The organism is Mariprofundus micogutta (genome assembly GCF_001895085.1).
GTDB classification, from domain to species: domain Bacteria; phylum Pseudomonadota; class Zetaproteobacteria; order Mariprofundales; family Mariprofundaceae; genus Mariprofundus; species Mariprofundus micogutta.
This window is the reverse complement of the sequence record NZ_BDFD01000001.1, coordinates 95,102-109,301: the sequence shown is the minus strand read 5'-3', so window position 1 is coordinate 109,301 and position 14,200 is coordinate 95,102. Positions and strand designations below refer to the sequence as shown.

The following is a 14,200-nucleotide window of genomic DNA, read 5'->3' as shown; positions in this document are numbered from 1 at the left end:
GATCATGATGTTGAGGCTATTGTCTCAAAGGATAGGGGGGTTAATATTTTTTGATCCACATCTCATACATGGATACCACCCACATGAATGCGAATGCAATAGCCATGCCGGTGCCACCGAACATCACCAGCCAGGCAAAGATCGGGTCGAATTTGGTCAGCCACCACGATGCAATATCAAGTACCTGTGATAGATAAGGCATGGCAATTGCGCTGGCTTTCAACCACGTCGGTACTGTTGATGTGAATGAAAAGATCAAGCCGACAAACATAAAGATAAACGCGATACCAAACAGATGGATGTGAGATACGCGGGTGAGGGAAGCGAAGCTTGCTCCACTGTCAGTTTCCGAAGCGTGCTGTAGATTTTTGAATACAGTAAAATCAGGCAGGCCAGAATCAGCGCTGTGGCACATGACACAGTTGTTTTCAATGATCGGTTTAATACTCTCGTTAAAGCTGGATTCATCCGCACCTTCACGTGCCCATTTGATAATTTTGAAACGGTCTTCATCAGAGGCGTTTTCTTTCATTGAACCATTGAGTTTGTTCTCAATCAGGGAACCGTTGCGATTGCCATAATAGCTGTAAACAATGTCATCTACAGACAGGCCAACTTTACCGTCTGCCATACCGTGGGTGAATAGAATCTGGGTGAATGCCATCATGTAACCTATGCCAACTACGATCATGTAGCTGGTAAACAGTACTTTGAGTGGAGTGTTTATATTTCTGAATGACCAGTCCTTCATATTTTCTCCTGCTAGTGTTTTATATCAATTAAATATTGGCGGAGGATAATACATCTATTTATTATATTAGCAATAAATAAAGTTATGATATTTAAAGGCGTGCTAATGTCGAATTTTACATGGGCTGGTATCGTTGTCTGAGAGCAATGTATGTAGCTATGATTTGCAGAGGAAAACTAGGCTTGACCGGTTAGGTGCATTATTGATAATGCGCGCCTGCTTTAAGAAGCGAAGCGGCTGGAGGTAAGCGTGCAGCGACGTTGGCTCGTGACATTGCAGAAGCTTCCGGCAAGCGGCAGACAATGGGATACTGATGTGCCCAGGACCCTGCTGCAAGATCAGACATGCGGAACGGTAGATGTATTATCAGGGCTGTGTGGTGATTTGCATTGGCAATTGACGCTGGAAAAGTCCGGTGGCGTGTTTCGAATGTCAGGACAGTGGAGCGGGGCGATGAAACGCTCATGTGGTCGCTGTAATGGCCAGTTTGACTGGCAGATGACGGGTGAGACCGAGCGGGTGTACCAGTTTGGTACGGATCCGGGTGATGATGAGTCTGAGATTGTTTGCGAGTATCTGGCAGCACCGGGTGAAATTAATCTGGTGGATGTATTGCGTGAAGATGTCTGGCTGGCGTGGAAGGCTGGAGTAATATGCAGTGATTCATGTAAGGGTCTGTGTCAGGGTTGTGGCGTCAATCTGAATAGATCGACATGCCAGTGTAAGCAGGATGATAGTGATCACCCCTTCGCTGCATTGCGAGGTTTGAAGCTGGAAGATTAAGCGGTTGGCTTTTCTCTCTGTGATATTTCATGGAGTAAAATTGTAAAACCGCGTTGTTTGTTCCATGTTAAGGAGAGTAAAATGGCAGTTCCAAAGAGAAAAACGAGCGCGTCCAAGCGTAATATGCGTCGTGCACATGACAGCATTGTACCTGCAGGCATGTCTGAGTGTCCTGAATGTGGTGAAATGATGCGTCCGCATCATGCATGCCCTCACTGTGGCACCTACAAGGGTCGCGAAGTCAAGTCTTCCGGCGAAGATTGATTCATTCATCTGTATCAACAGATAAACAGCATTGCCTGACTCAGATTTGAAATCCAGCACAGGCATCAATCAGCAGGACGATCAACGGGATATTCGTATTCTTGTTGATGGTCATGGTGGTGATGCCGCACCGGCTATGGTGCTTGATGCGCTGGAAATCGCACTCTCACCTTCATTTGCAGCTCGATTTCAAGGTTCATTGACTCTCGGGGTAGTCGGTCAGGAGGAAGTACTTCGTCCGTTACTGCAACAGCGTGGCATTGAGGATAGCGTGTCACTGATTCCGGCTACGGATGTGGTAGGCATGTGTGATTCCCCATCACACGCACTGCGCCGCAAAAAAGATTCTTCGATCCATGTCGGTGCCCGTATGGTTCGCGATGGATACTGGGATGCACTGGTCAGTGCCGGCAACACCGGTGCTCTGATGGCAATCTCCAAGGTGCTTTTAAAAACCCTGCCGGGCATTGATCGCCCTGCGATTGCATCGATGATTCCTGCCGTGAATAATGGTCGTACGCTGATGCTTGATGCAGGCGCAAATTCTGAATGTACTTCCGATCATCTGGTTCAATTTGCCATCATGGGATCCTGTTACATGCAGGCCACAGAACGTCTGGAACACCCTCGCGTGGGGCTGCTGAATATCGGTTCAGAAGATATCAAGGGTACAGATGTTATTAAAATGACCTCTGTAAAGCTTGCTGAGACGAGCCTGAATTATATCGGTAATGTCGAAGGCACTGATCTGTTTGGCAATGATGTGGATGTTGTTGTTTGTGATGGTTTCGTTGGTAATGTGGCACTGAAAACCATGGAAGGTACGGCCAGGTTCCTGGCGGACAGTATGAGATCAGAGTTGACCTCCGGTGTGGTAGCCAAGGCCGGGGCTCTGATGGCACGCAGCGCATTAAAGCGTTTCAAGGATAAAGTGAATCCGGGTAAATATAACGGAGCACCTTTATTGGGTTTGAATGGCATCGTTGTGAAAAGCCATGGTGGCGCCGATGCTGAGTCCTTTGTCAGTGCGCTGACAGTCGCTTGCCACGAAGTCAGCGAAAATCTAACCGATCGCATTACCGAATCGATACAGGAGATGGTGGAATCATGACTTTTTCCTCGATTCATATTACAGGTATAGGTGGCTATCTGCCTGAACGTATCATGAGCAATGCTGAGCTGGAGAATCTGGTGGATACCACTGATGACTGGATCAGGGAACGTACAGGTATCCAGCAGCGTCATATTATTGGTGCCGATCAGATGACTTCTGATATGGCTGTTGAGGCGGCCGGGATTGCTCTGGCAGATGCCGGTATCACAATAGATGATATTGATGCGCTGATTGTCGCCACAACCACTCCTGACCTGATTTTTCCATCCACTGCCACTGTTGTGCAAAGCAAGCTTGGTGGAAAAGGTTTCCCGGCCTGGGATATTCAGGCGGTATGTTCAGGCTTTGTTTATGGTCTGGCTCAGGCCGAAGGCATGATGCGAGGAGGCATGTTCAAACGTGTGCTGCTGATTGGTGCCGAGGCCATGTCCCGTATTGTTGACTGGAAAGATCGCGGCACTTGTATTTTGTTTGGAGACGGTGCTGGTGCGGTTGTACTCGAGGCCGGAGCCCCGGATGCTGAGAATGGTATGATTGGCTCTGTATTACATGCCGATGGTTCCTACCGTGACCTGCTAAAAGCTCATCATCCGCATCCACCATCCAGCCCTGAATTGCATCATGAGATGCATCACGAAGCCGCCGATTTCAGTATTGATTCTGCCGGTGCAGCAGCCGTAGAGATGAAGGGTAACGAAGTGTTTCGTGTGGCTGTCACTAAGCTGGGTGATGTTGTTAAAGAGATTCTGGCCAAGCATGAACTGAATGGTTCAGATATTGACTGGTTGGTGCCACATCAGGCCAATATTCGCATCATTCAGGCGACTGCGAAGAAGTTAAAGATGGATCTGGATCGTGTGGCATTGACGGTGTCCAAGCACGGTAATACATCTTCTGCCAGTGTGCCGTTGGCACTGAATGATTTGTACGTGAATGGCCGTCTTGAAAAAGGCCAGTTGATTTTGCTTGAGGCGTTTGCAGGTGGCTTTGCCTGGGGTGCCAATCTTGTTCGCTGGTCTAAATAAAACTAACTAGGATAATTAACATGGCTGATTTTGTCTTTCTGTTCCCCGGTCAGGGCTCTCAATCCAAAGGTATGCTTGATGCATTTGATGACAACTCAGTTGTAACACAGACGCTGGAAGAAGCATCGGATGCGCTGGGTTACGATGTGGCTGCACTGATTCGTGATGATGCCGAAGACAAGCTTGGTCAGACAGAATTTACTCAACCTGCACTGTTGACAGCTTCGACTGCCATGTTGCGTCTGTGGCGCGATAAGGGTGGGGCGGAAGCAACTCAAGTGGCCGGCCATTCTCTGGGTGAATATTCTGCCCTTGTGGCATCTGGTGCGATCGATTTCTCTGATGCGGTTCAACTGGTCGCTTTCCGAGGCAAAGCTATGACTGAAGCTGTTCCGGCTGGAGTCGGATCTATGGCAGCTATTCTTGGTCTCGCTGATGACGTGGTTGAAGAGATATGTGAGAACACATCCACTGGCAGCGAAAAGGTTTGGGCTGCTAACTACAATTGTCCGGGTCAGCTGGTCGTGGCAGGTCATGCAGCGGCAGTAGAGCGCATGATGATCGCTGCCAAAGATGCGGGAGCCAAGCGTGCTTTACCACTTGCCGTGAGTGCTCCGTCACATACACCGTTAATGCAACCTGCAGCGGATGCCATGGCGGCACGTTTACAGGAGATCACAATTAATGCACCGCGCTGCCCTGTATGGGGTAATGCATCAGCTACAGCTGAGCAGGATGTTGCAAATATTCGGGCAGCTTTGGTGGCCCAGTTAGTGTCTCCTGTACGCTGGACGGAAACTGTGCAGAAGCTGGCTGCATCAGGCATTACACAGGGTGTAGAAATGGGGCCGGGCAAAGTGCTTTCCGGACTCGTCAAACGTATTGATCGTGCTATGATTGTTGGGGTGACTGCCAACCCTGATCTCTTGGATAAGAGTCTGGCAGCTCTGACTGGGGAGTAAGGATATGAGTGATTCAAAAACTGCATTGGTAACCGGCGCCAGCCGTGGTATCGGTTTTGTTGTAGCTTCAAAGCTAGCTGAAGCTGGTTTTAATCTGGCGATCTGTGGTACCAGGCAGGAAACAATTGATCAGGCTGCTGAAAAAATTCGTGCGGCTTCTGGCGTGGAAGTGTTGGCCAGAGCAGTGGACGTTTCAGATCGTGAACAGATTCAGGGTTTTGTTCAGGAAACAGCCAAACATTTCGGTAGCCTCAATGTGATGGTGAATAATGCCGGCATTACCCGTGATAACCTTTCCATGCGTATGAAGGAAGATGAGTGGAATGCAGTGATTGATACCAATCTGTCATCTGTATTCAATGCCATGCAGGCAGCACTTAAACCTATGATGCGTGCTCGCGGTGGTCGTATCATCAATATTTCATCGGTTGTGGCAGGCATGGGTAATCCGGGCCAGCTCAACTATTGTGCCAGTAAAGGTGGCGTTGAAGCGATGACCCGTTCTCTGGCTCGTGAAGTAGGCTCGCGGAATATTACTATCAATGCAGTTGCTCCGGGTTTTATCGCTACTGATATGACTGCTGATCTTGGTGATGATGCGCATGCGAAACTCTCCGAGCAGATTCCACTTGGCCGCCTGGGCCAGCCGGAAGATATTGCTGCTGCTGTGTGTTTCCTGGCCAGTGATAGTGCAGGGTATATCACTGGTCATGTTCTGCATGTGAACGGTGGCATGTATATGTAAGTTTGTATTATTCTCTGAATATCAGAGGGTAATTTTGGGTCCAGACTTGTGCGGCTATGGACCATGTGATAGAAGCCGCATCTATTTTTATTTCGGGAGGACTTATGTCTGCAGAAATCGAAGCTAAAATCATTAAAATCGTATCTGATCAGCTGAATGTTGATGAGGGTGAAATCAACCCTGATTCTTCATTCGTAGATGATCTGGGCGCTGATTCACTGGACACTGTAGAGCTGGTAATGGCTTTTGAAGAAGAGTTTGGTGTTGAAATTCCTGACGAAGATGCAGAAGGCATCCAGAGTGTTCAGAACGCCATCGATTATATCGCTGCTAAAGCTGAATAAATACTTATGACCAGACGCGTAGTCGTCACTGGTGTCGGGCTGGTTACTCCGCTCGGTACAGGGACGAACCTAACCTGGGATAATCTCACTGCAGGTAAATCAGGTATCCGCCGTATCAGCCATTTTGATGCTGAAGCGACGGGTATGGCCTGTACCATTGCCGGTGAGGTACCTGACTTCAAGGTGGAAGATTTCATCAATCGCAAGGATGCACGCAAAATGGATAGATTTATCCAGTTTGGTGTTTCTGCCTCTTTGATGGCGCTTGAGCAATCGGGCCTGACCATCGATGATAGCAATGCTGAGCGAGTTGGCGTAGCTGTTGGTGCAGGCATGGGTGGATTGTTAACCATTGAGAAGACCATGCGTGCTTATGAAGCCGGTGGTGCCCGTAAAATTTCACCATTCTTTATTCCACAGACGATCATCAATATGACATCCGGTTGGGTGTCCATGCTGACCGGTGCCAAGGGTCCGAATACGGCTGCAGTAACGGCCTGTGCTACAGGTACGCACGCAGTGGGTGATGCTTTTGAAATCATCGCTCGCGGTGATGCCGATGCCATGGTGGCTGGTGGCTCAGAAGCGGTTATCTGTGAACTGGGTATTGGGGGGTTCTCTGCTGCCCGTGCACTGTCCACGCGCAACGATGAGCCTGAACGTGCATCCCGCCCGTGGGATGTGGATCGTGATGGTTTCGTTATGGGTGAAGGTGCCGGTGTTATGGTTCTGGAGTCACTGGATTCTGCCAAGGCAAGGGGTGCAAATATCCTGGCTGAGGTAATTGGTTACGGTATGAGCGGAGATGCTTACCACATGACTTCACCGTCTCCGGGTGGTGAAGGTGGTGGTCGCTGTATGAAGGCTGCGTTGAAGCGTGCTGGTATTAATCCTGAAGATGTGGATTATATCAATGCGCATGGGACATCCACGCCTGCTGGTGATGTGGCTGAAACACAGGGTATCAAATCTGTGTTTGGTGATCATGCTAAAAAGCTGATGGTTTCATCATCGAAATCGATGACTGGTCATCTGCTTGGCGCTGCCGGTGGAATTGAAGCTGCATTCTCAGTCTTGGCCGTACATAACGGTGTTGTTCCGCCAACCATTAATTTGGAAAACCAGGACCCTGAATGTGATCTGGATTATGTGCCAAATGAAGCGCGTGATGCAGATATCAAGGTGGCTGTTTCCAATTCATTCGGTTTTGGTGGTACCAACGCAACTGTCATCGTACGCAAGTTCGACTAACAGACGAGTGAACTGACGTGATTTTCCGCGTCATATCCAATCAGGGCCGTAAGCTTTCCGCTTACGGCCTTTTTTCTGCATTTCCCGATCAGTTTTCTGCTGTGCTTGAAGACCCCTCAGGATCAGGGAGGCAGTTTCTTGTTTCACAGCATGGTCAGTCGATTTCATTGGCTCAGGACGCAAGTGCTGAACACGCGAAGTTGTTCTTCAAAGGCTGGAAGTCTGCTGTGGCAGGTGCAAATGAAAACTCTCCTGCTATCCGCTGTCTGTTTTATGCAGCTTATGAAGCATGTTCTCTGATTGAAGATTTGCCTGAGCCGAAATCAAGGATACCTGGTCCGGTACTGTGGGCTTTATATCCTACCTTTTCTCTCTGTTTTGATGATGAATCGATCTGTCTGGCTGCCAGGGATGAACAGGCAGTACAAGCCGTGCTGATGATGCTCGATGAATTGGACCATTCACTGATTGTGCCAGCATCACTTGAGTTGCTGGCCAAACCGGACGTCACATCTGCTGAATCCTATAAACAGGCTGTTGAGAGGGTAAAACAGTACATCGGCGCAGGGGATATTTTTCAGGCCAATATTGCCCGCTTCTGGTCCATGCCATTCGAGAAGTCGGATCTGACGAGTCTTTATGATCAACTGCGCAGGGTAAACCCGGCACCGTTTTCATCTTTTGTATCAATTGGCAACGCGAAGGAAAGGCTGACGCTGATTTCTGCCTCACCGGAACGCTTGTTTCGCATTCATGCCGATGGCGAGGTGGACACAAGGCCCATTGCAGGCACGAGGCGGCGCGCAGAGGGCGAGATGGATGATTCATTAAGGGCTGAATTGCTGTTGTCGGAAAAAGAGCGTGCAGAGCATATTATGCTGGTTGATCTGGAACGAAATGATCTGGGGCGGGTGTGTGAACCGGGCAGTGTAGAGGTGAATGAACGGATGGTCGTTGAACAGTATGCGACCGTCCAGCATATCGTATCCAATGTGCGAGGCTTTCTGAAAGATGGCAGTGATGTCATTGATCTGTTCCAGGCCATGTTTCCCGGTGGGACCATCACAGGTTGCCCGAAAGTACACTGCATGGAGATTATTCACGAACTGGAAAACAATGCCCGCGGCCCCTATACCGGCGGTCTGGGTTATATTGCCTGGGACGGTACGGCCGACATGAATATTCTCATTCGTACATTCTGGCATTTCGATGGAGCATTAAACTGGGCAGCAGGCGCAGGTATCGTTGCAGATTCCGACCCAGAACACGAATTGATCGAAACTGAACACAAGGCCGAAGGGCTGCTCAGGGCACTCACCACGCATCATTAGTGGGGTTCTGTATTTGAGCGGGCTGTTTTCAGAAGGGAAAGCTGACAGGCTTTCCGATTGTAAGGGGTTAGTCGTCGAAACCGGCTGAGATGTGATTTTCGAAACGGGTGAATTTGTGCACAAATGTCAGCTTCACGTCGCCAATGGGGCCGTTACGTTGTTTGGCGATGATGATTTCTGCAAGCCCTTCATTTTCAGGTTTCTTGTTATAAACCTCATCACGGTAAATAAACATAATAACATCGGCATCCTGCTCGATTGCGCCTGATTCACGCAGATCGGACATAACCGGACGTTTATCAGCACGCTGCTCCAGCGAGCGGTTCAACTGGGAGAGAGCTATGACCGGGACATCAAGTTCCTTGGCTAATCCTTTCAGGGCGCGTGAGATCTCGGATACTTCCTGTGCCCGGTTGTCAGCGCTGGCACGGCCGGACATCAACTGAATATAATCGATCAGCACCAGATCAAGATGTTTATTTTCACGTTTCAGTCTGCGGCATTTGGAGCGTAGCTCCATCACCGAGATAGCAGGGGTATCATCAATAAAGATTTTCGATTCAGCAAGTGAACCACTGGCCGATGCGAGTTTGCGCCAGTCATCGGCAGAAAAACGACCAGTACGCAGATTCGACATATCTACGCGTGCTTCACAGGCCAGCATACGCATGGCGATCTGCTGGGTGGACATTTCCAGTGAAAATACTGCAACCACACCTTCTTCATCAGAACGCAGTGAGGCATTCTGGGCGAGATTCATGGAGAAGGCTGTTTTACCCATACTCGGGCGCCCTGCGACAATAATCAGGTCACCACGCTGCATGCCTGCAGTCATACTATCGAGATCATCAAAGCCGGTCGCTACGCCGGTAACCAGTTTTTTCTGCGCATAACGTTCTTCAAGCTCTTTGTAGGTTTCCAGCATCAGATCAGACATTTTGCTGAATGCCGGACGTGAGCGGTTGAAGTTCTCAGCGATGGCAAGGATATTTTTCTCAGCGATATCGAGATGTTCAATGACATCCTGTCCGGTTTCTTCATAAACATCACGACTAACATCGCTGCATACAGAGAGTAATTGGCGCAGAACAAAACGTTCGCGCACGATATCGGCATAGTGTTTTACATTTGCAGAAGTAGGGACGGCACCGACCAGATCGGCCAGATAAGCTTCGCCACCGGTAGACTCGAGCTCCTGACGGCGCTCGAGGTGGTCTTTGATTGTCAGTCCATCGACAGGCTGGCCCTTGGAGGCCAGTTCAAGAATAACATAGAAGATACGGGCATTGGCTTCGACATAGAAGTGCTCAGGTTGCAGCGAGCCTTCCAGTTTCTCCAGTGCTTCGGGATCAAGCATGATTCCCCCGAGTACCGCCCGCTCAGCATCATAGGCATGAGGTGGAATACGCTCTCTGAGCGTATCGGTACGCAGGGGAATAGCTTGACTCAATGTTGCTCTGATTCGACCTTGATGGTGATGTCAGCAGTAACGTCCGGGTGCAGACGTACGCGGAAGCTGTGGTCACCAACAGTTTTAATCTGCTCATCAAGCAGGATGTTGCGACGCTCAACGTGCTGACCGTTTGCATTCAGCAGGTCTGCCAGTTCGTTGGTGCTCACTGAACCATACAGATGGGTACCATCTGAAGTGGCGCGAATAACTTCCAGAGTCAGGGTAGACAGTTTTTCAGCTTCAGCCTTCGCTGTAGCCAGAACTTCAGCCTGCTTGGCTTCAAGCTGTGCGCGACGACGCTCGAAAGTCCTGCGGTTACCATCAGTGGCTACAGTTGCTTTGCCATTAGGTAGTAGGAAGTTACGGCCGTAACCCGGACGTACGCTGACTTCGTCACCTACATTTCCCAGACCTTCAACACGTTCCAAAAGAATCAATTGCATTTTATCCTCCAGCAGCCGGAATGTTCCGGCGATAATCAAACCAAATATCCAACAGGCCGACAATCACGAAAGGCACGATCATGACCGACCAGATGAGTAACATCAAATACATCAGCGCGATTGAAAAGTTCAACCCTTTCGCTTTCAGCCAGCTGTGTACTACGGCTACACCCTGTGTTGCCAACAGGCCACCTGACAGGATGGCAGCATTGGCGGCAAAGTAACTTAAATCTCCTGCACCAAGGTTCGTCAACAGCAGCAGGCCTAAAAAGGCATATGCCATCGCTTTACCCAGTCTTAAGTCGAGCAGGCCACTCGCATCACCGGTGTAAAAGTTGTAACGCAGGGCAATATTGCGTGCGAACACCATATCGCCCCACCAGGCAAACCACAGACCCAGAGCAAGCAGCCCGGGAAGGACTGAAATCATGGTCTGACGTGCCTGTTCAAGCATCTGTCTGGCCTCTACATCAGAGGCAGGCATCTGCGTCTGCACTTCATCGAACATCGGCATTAGCATCTGTCCAATGAATTCCCTCAGTCCGAGATCCTGCATCATGGCAGTAATCATCAAACCAAAGAAAACCAGTGCGCCCATTAATAAAGCCAGCAGTTGGGCACTGCGTTTTACGCCGTCGTTGCGCATCATTGTCGCAGCGGCGGCAATGGGTATCAGCCCGTACACAACAAAGGCCATTAATCCCGGCAGCACTGCAAAACCTGCCAGTACTGTTACACCCACGGCTGCCAGTGCAGCAACATGAATACCGAACATCAAACCACCGCCAAAGGTAATCAGGGCGATCAGCGCCGGGGTAAGGATGTGTAAACCTAAACCCAGCGTTGCAATCAGCATGATTAAAAATGGGGGCAGCCCCTGCAACAGTACAGGTAACCATACTGCTGCCATCATCATCACCAGCATCAGTGCCGCACACGGCAGTCGGTGTGATAACACATATGCGACTGCCGCGGGCATGACCTGATTGGGTGTCTGATTATCCATCAGAGCACCTTACGATTGATAATCAATCGTGATGCAGCGGGGTGAATGCCAGCAGAGACAGAACACGTGCGCGTTTAATCGCAGTGGTCAGAAAACGCTGATGTTTGGCACAAGTGCCTGTCACACGTGATGGCAGGATCTTGTAACGTTCGGTAATGAAGCTGCGCAGCATATCCGGGTCTTTGTGATCGATAACCAGGCTGGTATCTGCACAGAATTTGCAGAACTTGCGACGACGCTGGAAACGGCCACCGGCACGGTCACCCTGTGGACGACGTGGACGGTCACCCTGTGGGCGTTGCGGGCGGTCGCCCTGTGGACGCTGTGGTGCAGCTGTTGTTTTTACTTCTTCACTCATCATTAACTCCTAAATCTCTTCTCAGGTCTTATTCCGGAGATTCAGCGGTTTGTTCAACTAACCGGCATGAATCAACCCAGATTTCCACCTGTCCCCAGCAAGGTTCACCATCCCTGCTGTAAAACCGTCTGCGTAAACAACCTTCAACAATCACATGCTGATCTTCGAGAGCTGAAATACGGTTACATATTTCACCAGTCGCTCGTAGCGGCATGGGTTGCTGGTTCTGGACTCCGGCTCGAACTGGCCCCAGTTGCGGGCGTGTCGTGAGCAGTTCTGCAATCAATGACAGAGAACCATCCGGTGTCCAGCGTTTACGCATATTGCGTAGCCGGCCCGAAACTCGGGCGCGGTTAAACTCAGACGCTTGCGTCTGCTCCATCAGTTTCAGCTGCAGGTGCAGCTTCTTCAGTTGTAGCAGTCTCTGCTGCAGGTGCAGCTTCCTCAGCAGCGGCTTCAGCGGCAGCGGCAGCAGCTTCTTCTTCACGCTTGGCCGTAGCTTGAGCGCGACGCAGTAGAGGAGATGGCTTGTCAGAAAGTTCAGTCAGCTTGGTGGTCAGTGAGCGGATGATGCGCTCTTCAAGACTGATAGCATGTTCCAGGGTTTTGATAGCATCAGCACTGCCATCTGTTACCAGCAGCATGTAGTTGCCACGTTTACGATTGGCAATGGAATATGCCATCGGACGTGAACCCCAGTTTTCGCGTTTAACAATGCGGCCACCGACTTTTTCGACTTTAGCGACCAGATCATCGGTCAGTGCTTCGGTGTTTTCCTGAGAGATATCAGGATTAACGATAAAAATAGTTTCGTAATACAAAACGGCGCTCCTCTTGGTGTACAAACGTACGCCCCGGTACGTTTAAGCGCGTCCGGAGCAAGGTATGTAGTTACACAGTTTCCCATGCAACGGCGCGCATATTAATCAGTAAGTGAATGATTGCAAGCGATGATGGATGAATTTGTTTCACCGGGTTATGCTATCATTTATTCAATACTTGGAGTGTGATCATGGATTTACTGATATTTCTTTTGATTGGTGCGGTTGCGGGCTGGATTGCGGGCAATCTGATGAAGGGGGGTGGTTACGGCCTGATCGGTAATATGGTGATCGGTGTGGTCGGCGCATTCATCGGTAAATATGTTTTCGGATTTCTCGGTTTTTCTTTTGGCGGCTTGATCGGTACCCTGATGGCAGCCGTACTGGGGGCTGTTATTCTCATCTTTATCGTAGGCCTGATTAAACGCTAATGCTGTATTCCAGTGTGTGTAAATGCGCTTGTGTTTATATAATAAGTTTGCTTGGCTGAGGAAAAACTTATGGGATTGGGGGATCTTCTGCGTGAATGATATCGAGAATAATGCATTTGTTGCGAACTCAGTCAGGTTGAGTATCAAGGGCTGAAGCGAGACTGTTGAAGTGGACCGCCTTGTCTTCTGCTTGTTCTGTTGAAACATCAAGAGCCCTGCTCGCCTTGTGCAGTAAATCGTCGCCATTAGTCAGCAGGTTACTGTTGTCTAGCTGATCGGCATGCAGTGTGGCTGCACCGATATTCAAATGTGATCCTCTGTTTAATGTGTCTGCCTTTAATGTGTTACAGATCCGTTCAGCCAGAACCAGTGAGGCACTGGTGTCGGTGTAGGGGAGTAATACGGCATAAGTATCATCAAGTTGTTCAATAATATCTGATTCGCGCACATTCCTTTTTATCTGATCAGAAATGTTCGCCATATTCTGGTCACCGATATTGAGCAGCAACAGTGATGTGGCTGTTCCCTGTCTGGCAGCCAGCGTGAGTATGGAGTGAATTGTCTGCATTAAATGCAGTCTATCCTCGTGTGGCGGTGCGTTGACTGATGATTCCACCGGCCATTCTGAAAACTCGGGAATATCATCATGTATGTTGTACCATGGGGCTTTGTAACGTGTAAATGTGTGCCGGGCAGGGCGAATGCCCGGGTCTCCGTCAATGGTGCCCATGCGAAAAATATAATGATTCTGATCTTCACGTTTGGCATAGATTTGAGAGCCACAGTTGGAACAGAAGTAACGTTTCTTGCCGGGTGATGATTCGTAAAACTTCAATAGATTTTCACCAGCGGTGAAATGCAGGTCATTCAGCTGTACCCATGCAACAGAAGAGAATGCGGTGGCGTGTGCTTTCTGGCAGGTAGGACAATGGCAGTGGGTGATTTCCCCCATCTCACCATGAATTTCATATTTGACCTGTCCGCACAGACAGCTTCCTTTCACCATGTTGACTCTCCATGTTATTCGTTCTGCTTGTGACAATAACGATAGCACATATTCACTGTCTATAGCTTATAATCTGATTGGTTGCAGAGCCGGGGTTGCAGACAGATACTTA

18 protein-coding genes are annotated in these 14,200 nt (G+C 49.5%); 10 read left to right on the top strand and 8 right to left on the bottom strand.

The genetic code is table 11. The annotated features are described in order from the left end of the window. Nucleotides 1-40 precede the first annotated feature (40 nt). Nucleotides 41-751: an Aq_1264-related membrane protein gene (locus tag MMIC_RS00575; RefSeq protein ID WP_072658378.1), complete on the bottom strand. Its 711-nt coding sequence runs from the start codon at nt 749-751 to the stop codon at nt 41-43. A gap of 249 nt (nt 752-1,000) precedes the next feature. On the opposite strand from MMIC_RS00575, the gene MMIC_RS00570 reads away from it, so the two are divergent. The 9 genes from MMIC_RS00570 to MMIC_RS00530 all read left to right on the top strand — a co-directional run bounded on the left by MMIC_RS00570 (nt 1,001) and on the right by MMIC_RS00530 (nt 8,570). Beyond that, complete coding sequence (locus tag MMIC_RS00570; RefSeq protein ID WP_072658377.1) at nt 1,001-1,534, top strand: YceD family protein; 534 nt, start codon at nt 1,001-1,003, stop codon at nt 1,532-1,534. Nucleotides 1,535-1,615: 81 nt separating this feature from the next. Then, complete coding sequence (rpmF, locus tag MMIC_RS00565) at nt 1,616-1,798, top strand: 50S ribosomal protein L32 (RefSeq protein ID WP_072658376.1); 183 nt, start codon at nt 1,616-1,618, stop codon at nt 1,796-1,798. Between the two features lie 46 nt (nt 1,799-1,844). After that, nucleotides 1,845-2,909: a phosphate acyltransferase PlsX gene (gene plsX / locus MMIC_RS00560; RefSeq protein WP_227819276.1), complete on the top strand. Its 1,065-nt coding sequence runs from the start codon at nt 1,845-1,847 to the stop codon at nt 2,907-2,909. Continuing rightward, nucleotides 2,906-3,937, top strand: a complete 1,032-nt coding sequence (locus MMIC_RS00555) for a beta-ketoacyl-ACP synthase III (protein ID WP_072658375.1) — start codon at nt 2,906-2,908, stop codon at nt 3,935-3,937. The genes plsX and MMIC_RS00555 overlap by 4 nt, the downstream gene beginning before the upstream one ends. Nucleotides 3,938-3,957: 20 nt before the next feature. After that, nucleotides 3,958-4,899, top strand: a complete 942-nt coding sequence (gene fabD, locus MMIC_RS00550; RefSeq protein ID WP_072658374.1) for an ACP S-malonyltransferase — start codon at nt 3,958-3,960, stop codon at nt 4,897-4,899. A 4-nt stretch (nt 4,900-4,903) separates the two neighbouring features. Next, nucleotides 4,904-5,644, top strand: a complete 741-nt coding sequence (gene fabG, locus MMIC_RS00545) for a 3-oxoacyl-ACP reductase FabG (protein WP_072658373.1) — start codon at nt 4,904-4,906, stop codon at nt 5,642-5,644. Between the two features lie 104 nt (nt 5,645-5,748). Continuing rightward, the gene (acpP, locus tag MMIC_RS00540; RefSeq protein ID WP_072658372.1) at nt 5,749-5,988 is read left to right on the top strand and encodes an acyl carrier protein; all 240 of its coding nucleotides are present in this window, start codon (nt 5,749-5,751) and stop codon (nt 5,986-5,988) included. A 6-nt stretch (nt 5,989-5,994) separates the two neighbouring features. Further along, nucleotides 5,995-7,239, top strand: a complete 1,245-nt coding sequence (gene fabF, locus MMIC_RS00535; protein WP_072658371.1) for a beta-ketoacyl-ACP synthase II — start codon at nt 5,995-5,997, stop codon at nt 7,237-7,239. A gap of 17 nt (nt 7,240-7,256) precedes the next feature. Next, nucleotides 7,257-8,570, top strand: coding sequence for an anthranilate synthase component I family protein (locus tag MMIC_RS00530; RefSeq protein WP_072658370.1), 1,314 nt, complete (start codon nt 7,257-7,259; stop codon nt 8,568-8,570). Between the two features lie 67 nt (nt 8,571-8,637). Here the strand turns inward: MMIC_RS00530 and dnaB are convergent, their stop codons facing one another. The 6 genes from dnaB to rpsF are packed head-to-tail and all read right to left on the bottom strand — an operon-like array spanning nt 8,638 to nt 12,651. After that, nucleotides 8,638-10,020: a replicative DNA helicase gene (dnaB, locus tag MMIC_RS00525; protein ID WP_083530364.1), complete on the bottom strand. Its 1,383-nt coding sequence runs from the start codon at nt 10,018-10,020 to the stop codon at nt 8,638-8,640. Then, nucleotides 10,017-10,466 carry a 50S ribosomal protein L9 gene (rplI, locus tag MMIC_RS00520; protein ID WP_072658369.1) on the bottom strand — a complete coding sequence of 150 codons (450 nt, stop codon included), beginning with the start codon at nt 10,464-10,466 and terminating at the stop codon, nt 10,017-10,019. The genes dnaB and rplI overlap by 4 nt, the downstream gene beginning before the upstream one ends. A gap of 1 nt (nt 10,467) precedes the next feature. Next, on the bottom strand, nt 10,468-11,472 hold the full coding sequence (locus tag MMIC_RS00515; RefSeq protein WP_072658368.1) for a DUF2232 domain-containing protein: 1,005 nt from the start codon (nt 11,470-11,472) through the stop codon (nt 10,468-10,470). Between the two features lie 22 nt (nt 11,473-11,494). Further along, the gene (gene rpsR / locus MMIC_RS12780; protein ID WP_072658367.1) at nt 11,495-11,830 is read right to left on the bottom strand and encodes a 30S ribosomal protein S18; all 336 of its coding nucleotides are present in this window, start codon (nt 11,828-11,830) and stop codon (nt 11,495-11,497) included. 28 nt (nt 11,831-11,858) lie between these two features. Beyond that, nucleotides 11,859-12,152 carry a hypothetical protein gene (locus tag MMIC_RS00505; RefSeq protein ID WP_227819275.1) on the bottom strand — a complete coding sequence of 98 codons (294 nt, stop codon included), beginning with the start codon at nt 12,150-12,152 and terminating at the stop codon, nt 11,859-11,861. A 37-nt stretch (nt 12,153-12,189) separates the two neighbouring features. Further along, nucleotides 12,190-12,651 (bottom strand): 30S ribosomal protein S6, encoded by a 462-nt coding sequence (gene rpsF / locus MMIC_RS00500; protein ID WP_072658365.1) that lies wholly within the window; start codon nt 12,649-12,651, stop codon nt 12,190-12,192. Nucleotides 12,652-12,842: 191 nt separating this feature from the next. Between rpsF and MMIC_RS00495 the strand changes: the two genes are divergently transcribed. Beyond that, a complete protein-coding gene (locus MMIC_RS00495) occupies nt 12,843-13,082 on the top strand; it encodes a GlsB/YeaQ/YmgE family stress response membrane protein (RefSeq protein ID WP_072658364.1) in 240 nt (79 codons plus the stop codon). A 127-nt stretch (nt 13,083-13,209) separates the two neighbouring features. Here the strand turns inward: MMIC_RS00495 and MMIC_RS00490 are convergent, their stop codons facing one another. Continuing rightward, nucleotides 13,210-14,088, bottom strand: coding sequence for a GFA family protein (locus MMIC_RS00490; RefSeq protein ID WP_072658363.1), 879 nt, complete (start codon nt 14,086-14,088; stop codon nt 13,210-13,212). Between the last annotated feature and the right edge of the window lie 112 nt (nt 14,089-14,200).

Excerpts from the sequence above, each read along its gene's own strand:
- acpP (WP_072658372.1), top strand. The coding sequence starts at position 5,749 with ATGTCTGCAGAAATCGAAGCTAAAATCATTAAAATCGTATCTGATCAG.
- rpmF (WP_072658376.1), top strand. The coding sequence starts at position 1,616 with ATGGCAGTTCCAAAGAGAAAAACGAGCGCGTCCAAGCGTAATATGCGT.
- rpsR (WP_072658367.1), bottom strand. The coding sequence starts at position 11,830 with ATGAGTGAAGAAGTAAAAACAACAGCTGCACCACAGCGTCCACAGGGC.
- MMIC_RS00515 (WP_072658368.1), bottom strand. The coding sequence starts at position 11,472 with ATGGATAATCAGACACCCAATCAGGTCATGCCCGCGGCAGTCGCATAT.
- fabF (WP_072658371.1), top strand. The coding sequence starts at position 5,995 with ATGACCAGACGCGTAGTCGTCACTGGTGTCGGGCTGGTTACTCCGCTC.
- MMIC_RS00505 (WP_227819275.1), bottom strand. The coding sequence starts at position 12,152 with ATGCGTAAACGCTGGACACCGGATGGTTCTCTGTCATTGATTGCAGAA.
- MMIC_RS00575 (WP_072658378.1), bottom strand. The coding sequence starts at position 751 with ATGAAGGACTGGTCATTCAGAAATATAAACACTCCACTCAAAGTACTG.
- rplI (WP_072658369.1), bottom strand. The coding sequence starts at position 10,466 with ATGCAATTGATTCTTTTGGAACGTGTTGAAGGTCTGGGAAATGTAGGT.
- fabD (WP_072658374.1), top strand. The coding sequence starts at position 3,958 with ATGGCTGATTTTGTCTTTCTGTTCCCCGGTCAGGGCTCTCAATCCAAA.
- MMIC_RS00495 (WP_072658364.1), top strand. The coding sequence starts at position 12,843 with ATGGATTTACTGATATTTCTTTTGATTGGTGCGGTTGCGGGCTGGATT.
- fabG (WP_072658373.1), top strand. The coding sequence starts at position 4,904 with ATGAGTGATTCAAAAACTGCATTGGTAACCGGCGCCAGCCGTGGTATC.
- MMIC_RS00490 (WP_072658363.1), bottom strand. The coding sequence starts at position 14,088 with ATGGTGAAAGGAAGCTGTCTGTGCGGACAGGTCAAATATGAAATTCAT.
- MMIC_RS00555 (WP_072658375.1), top strand. The coding sequence starts at position 2,906 with ATGACTTTTTCCTCGATTCATATTACAGGTATAGGTGGCTATCTGCCT.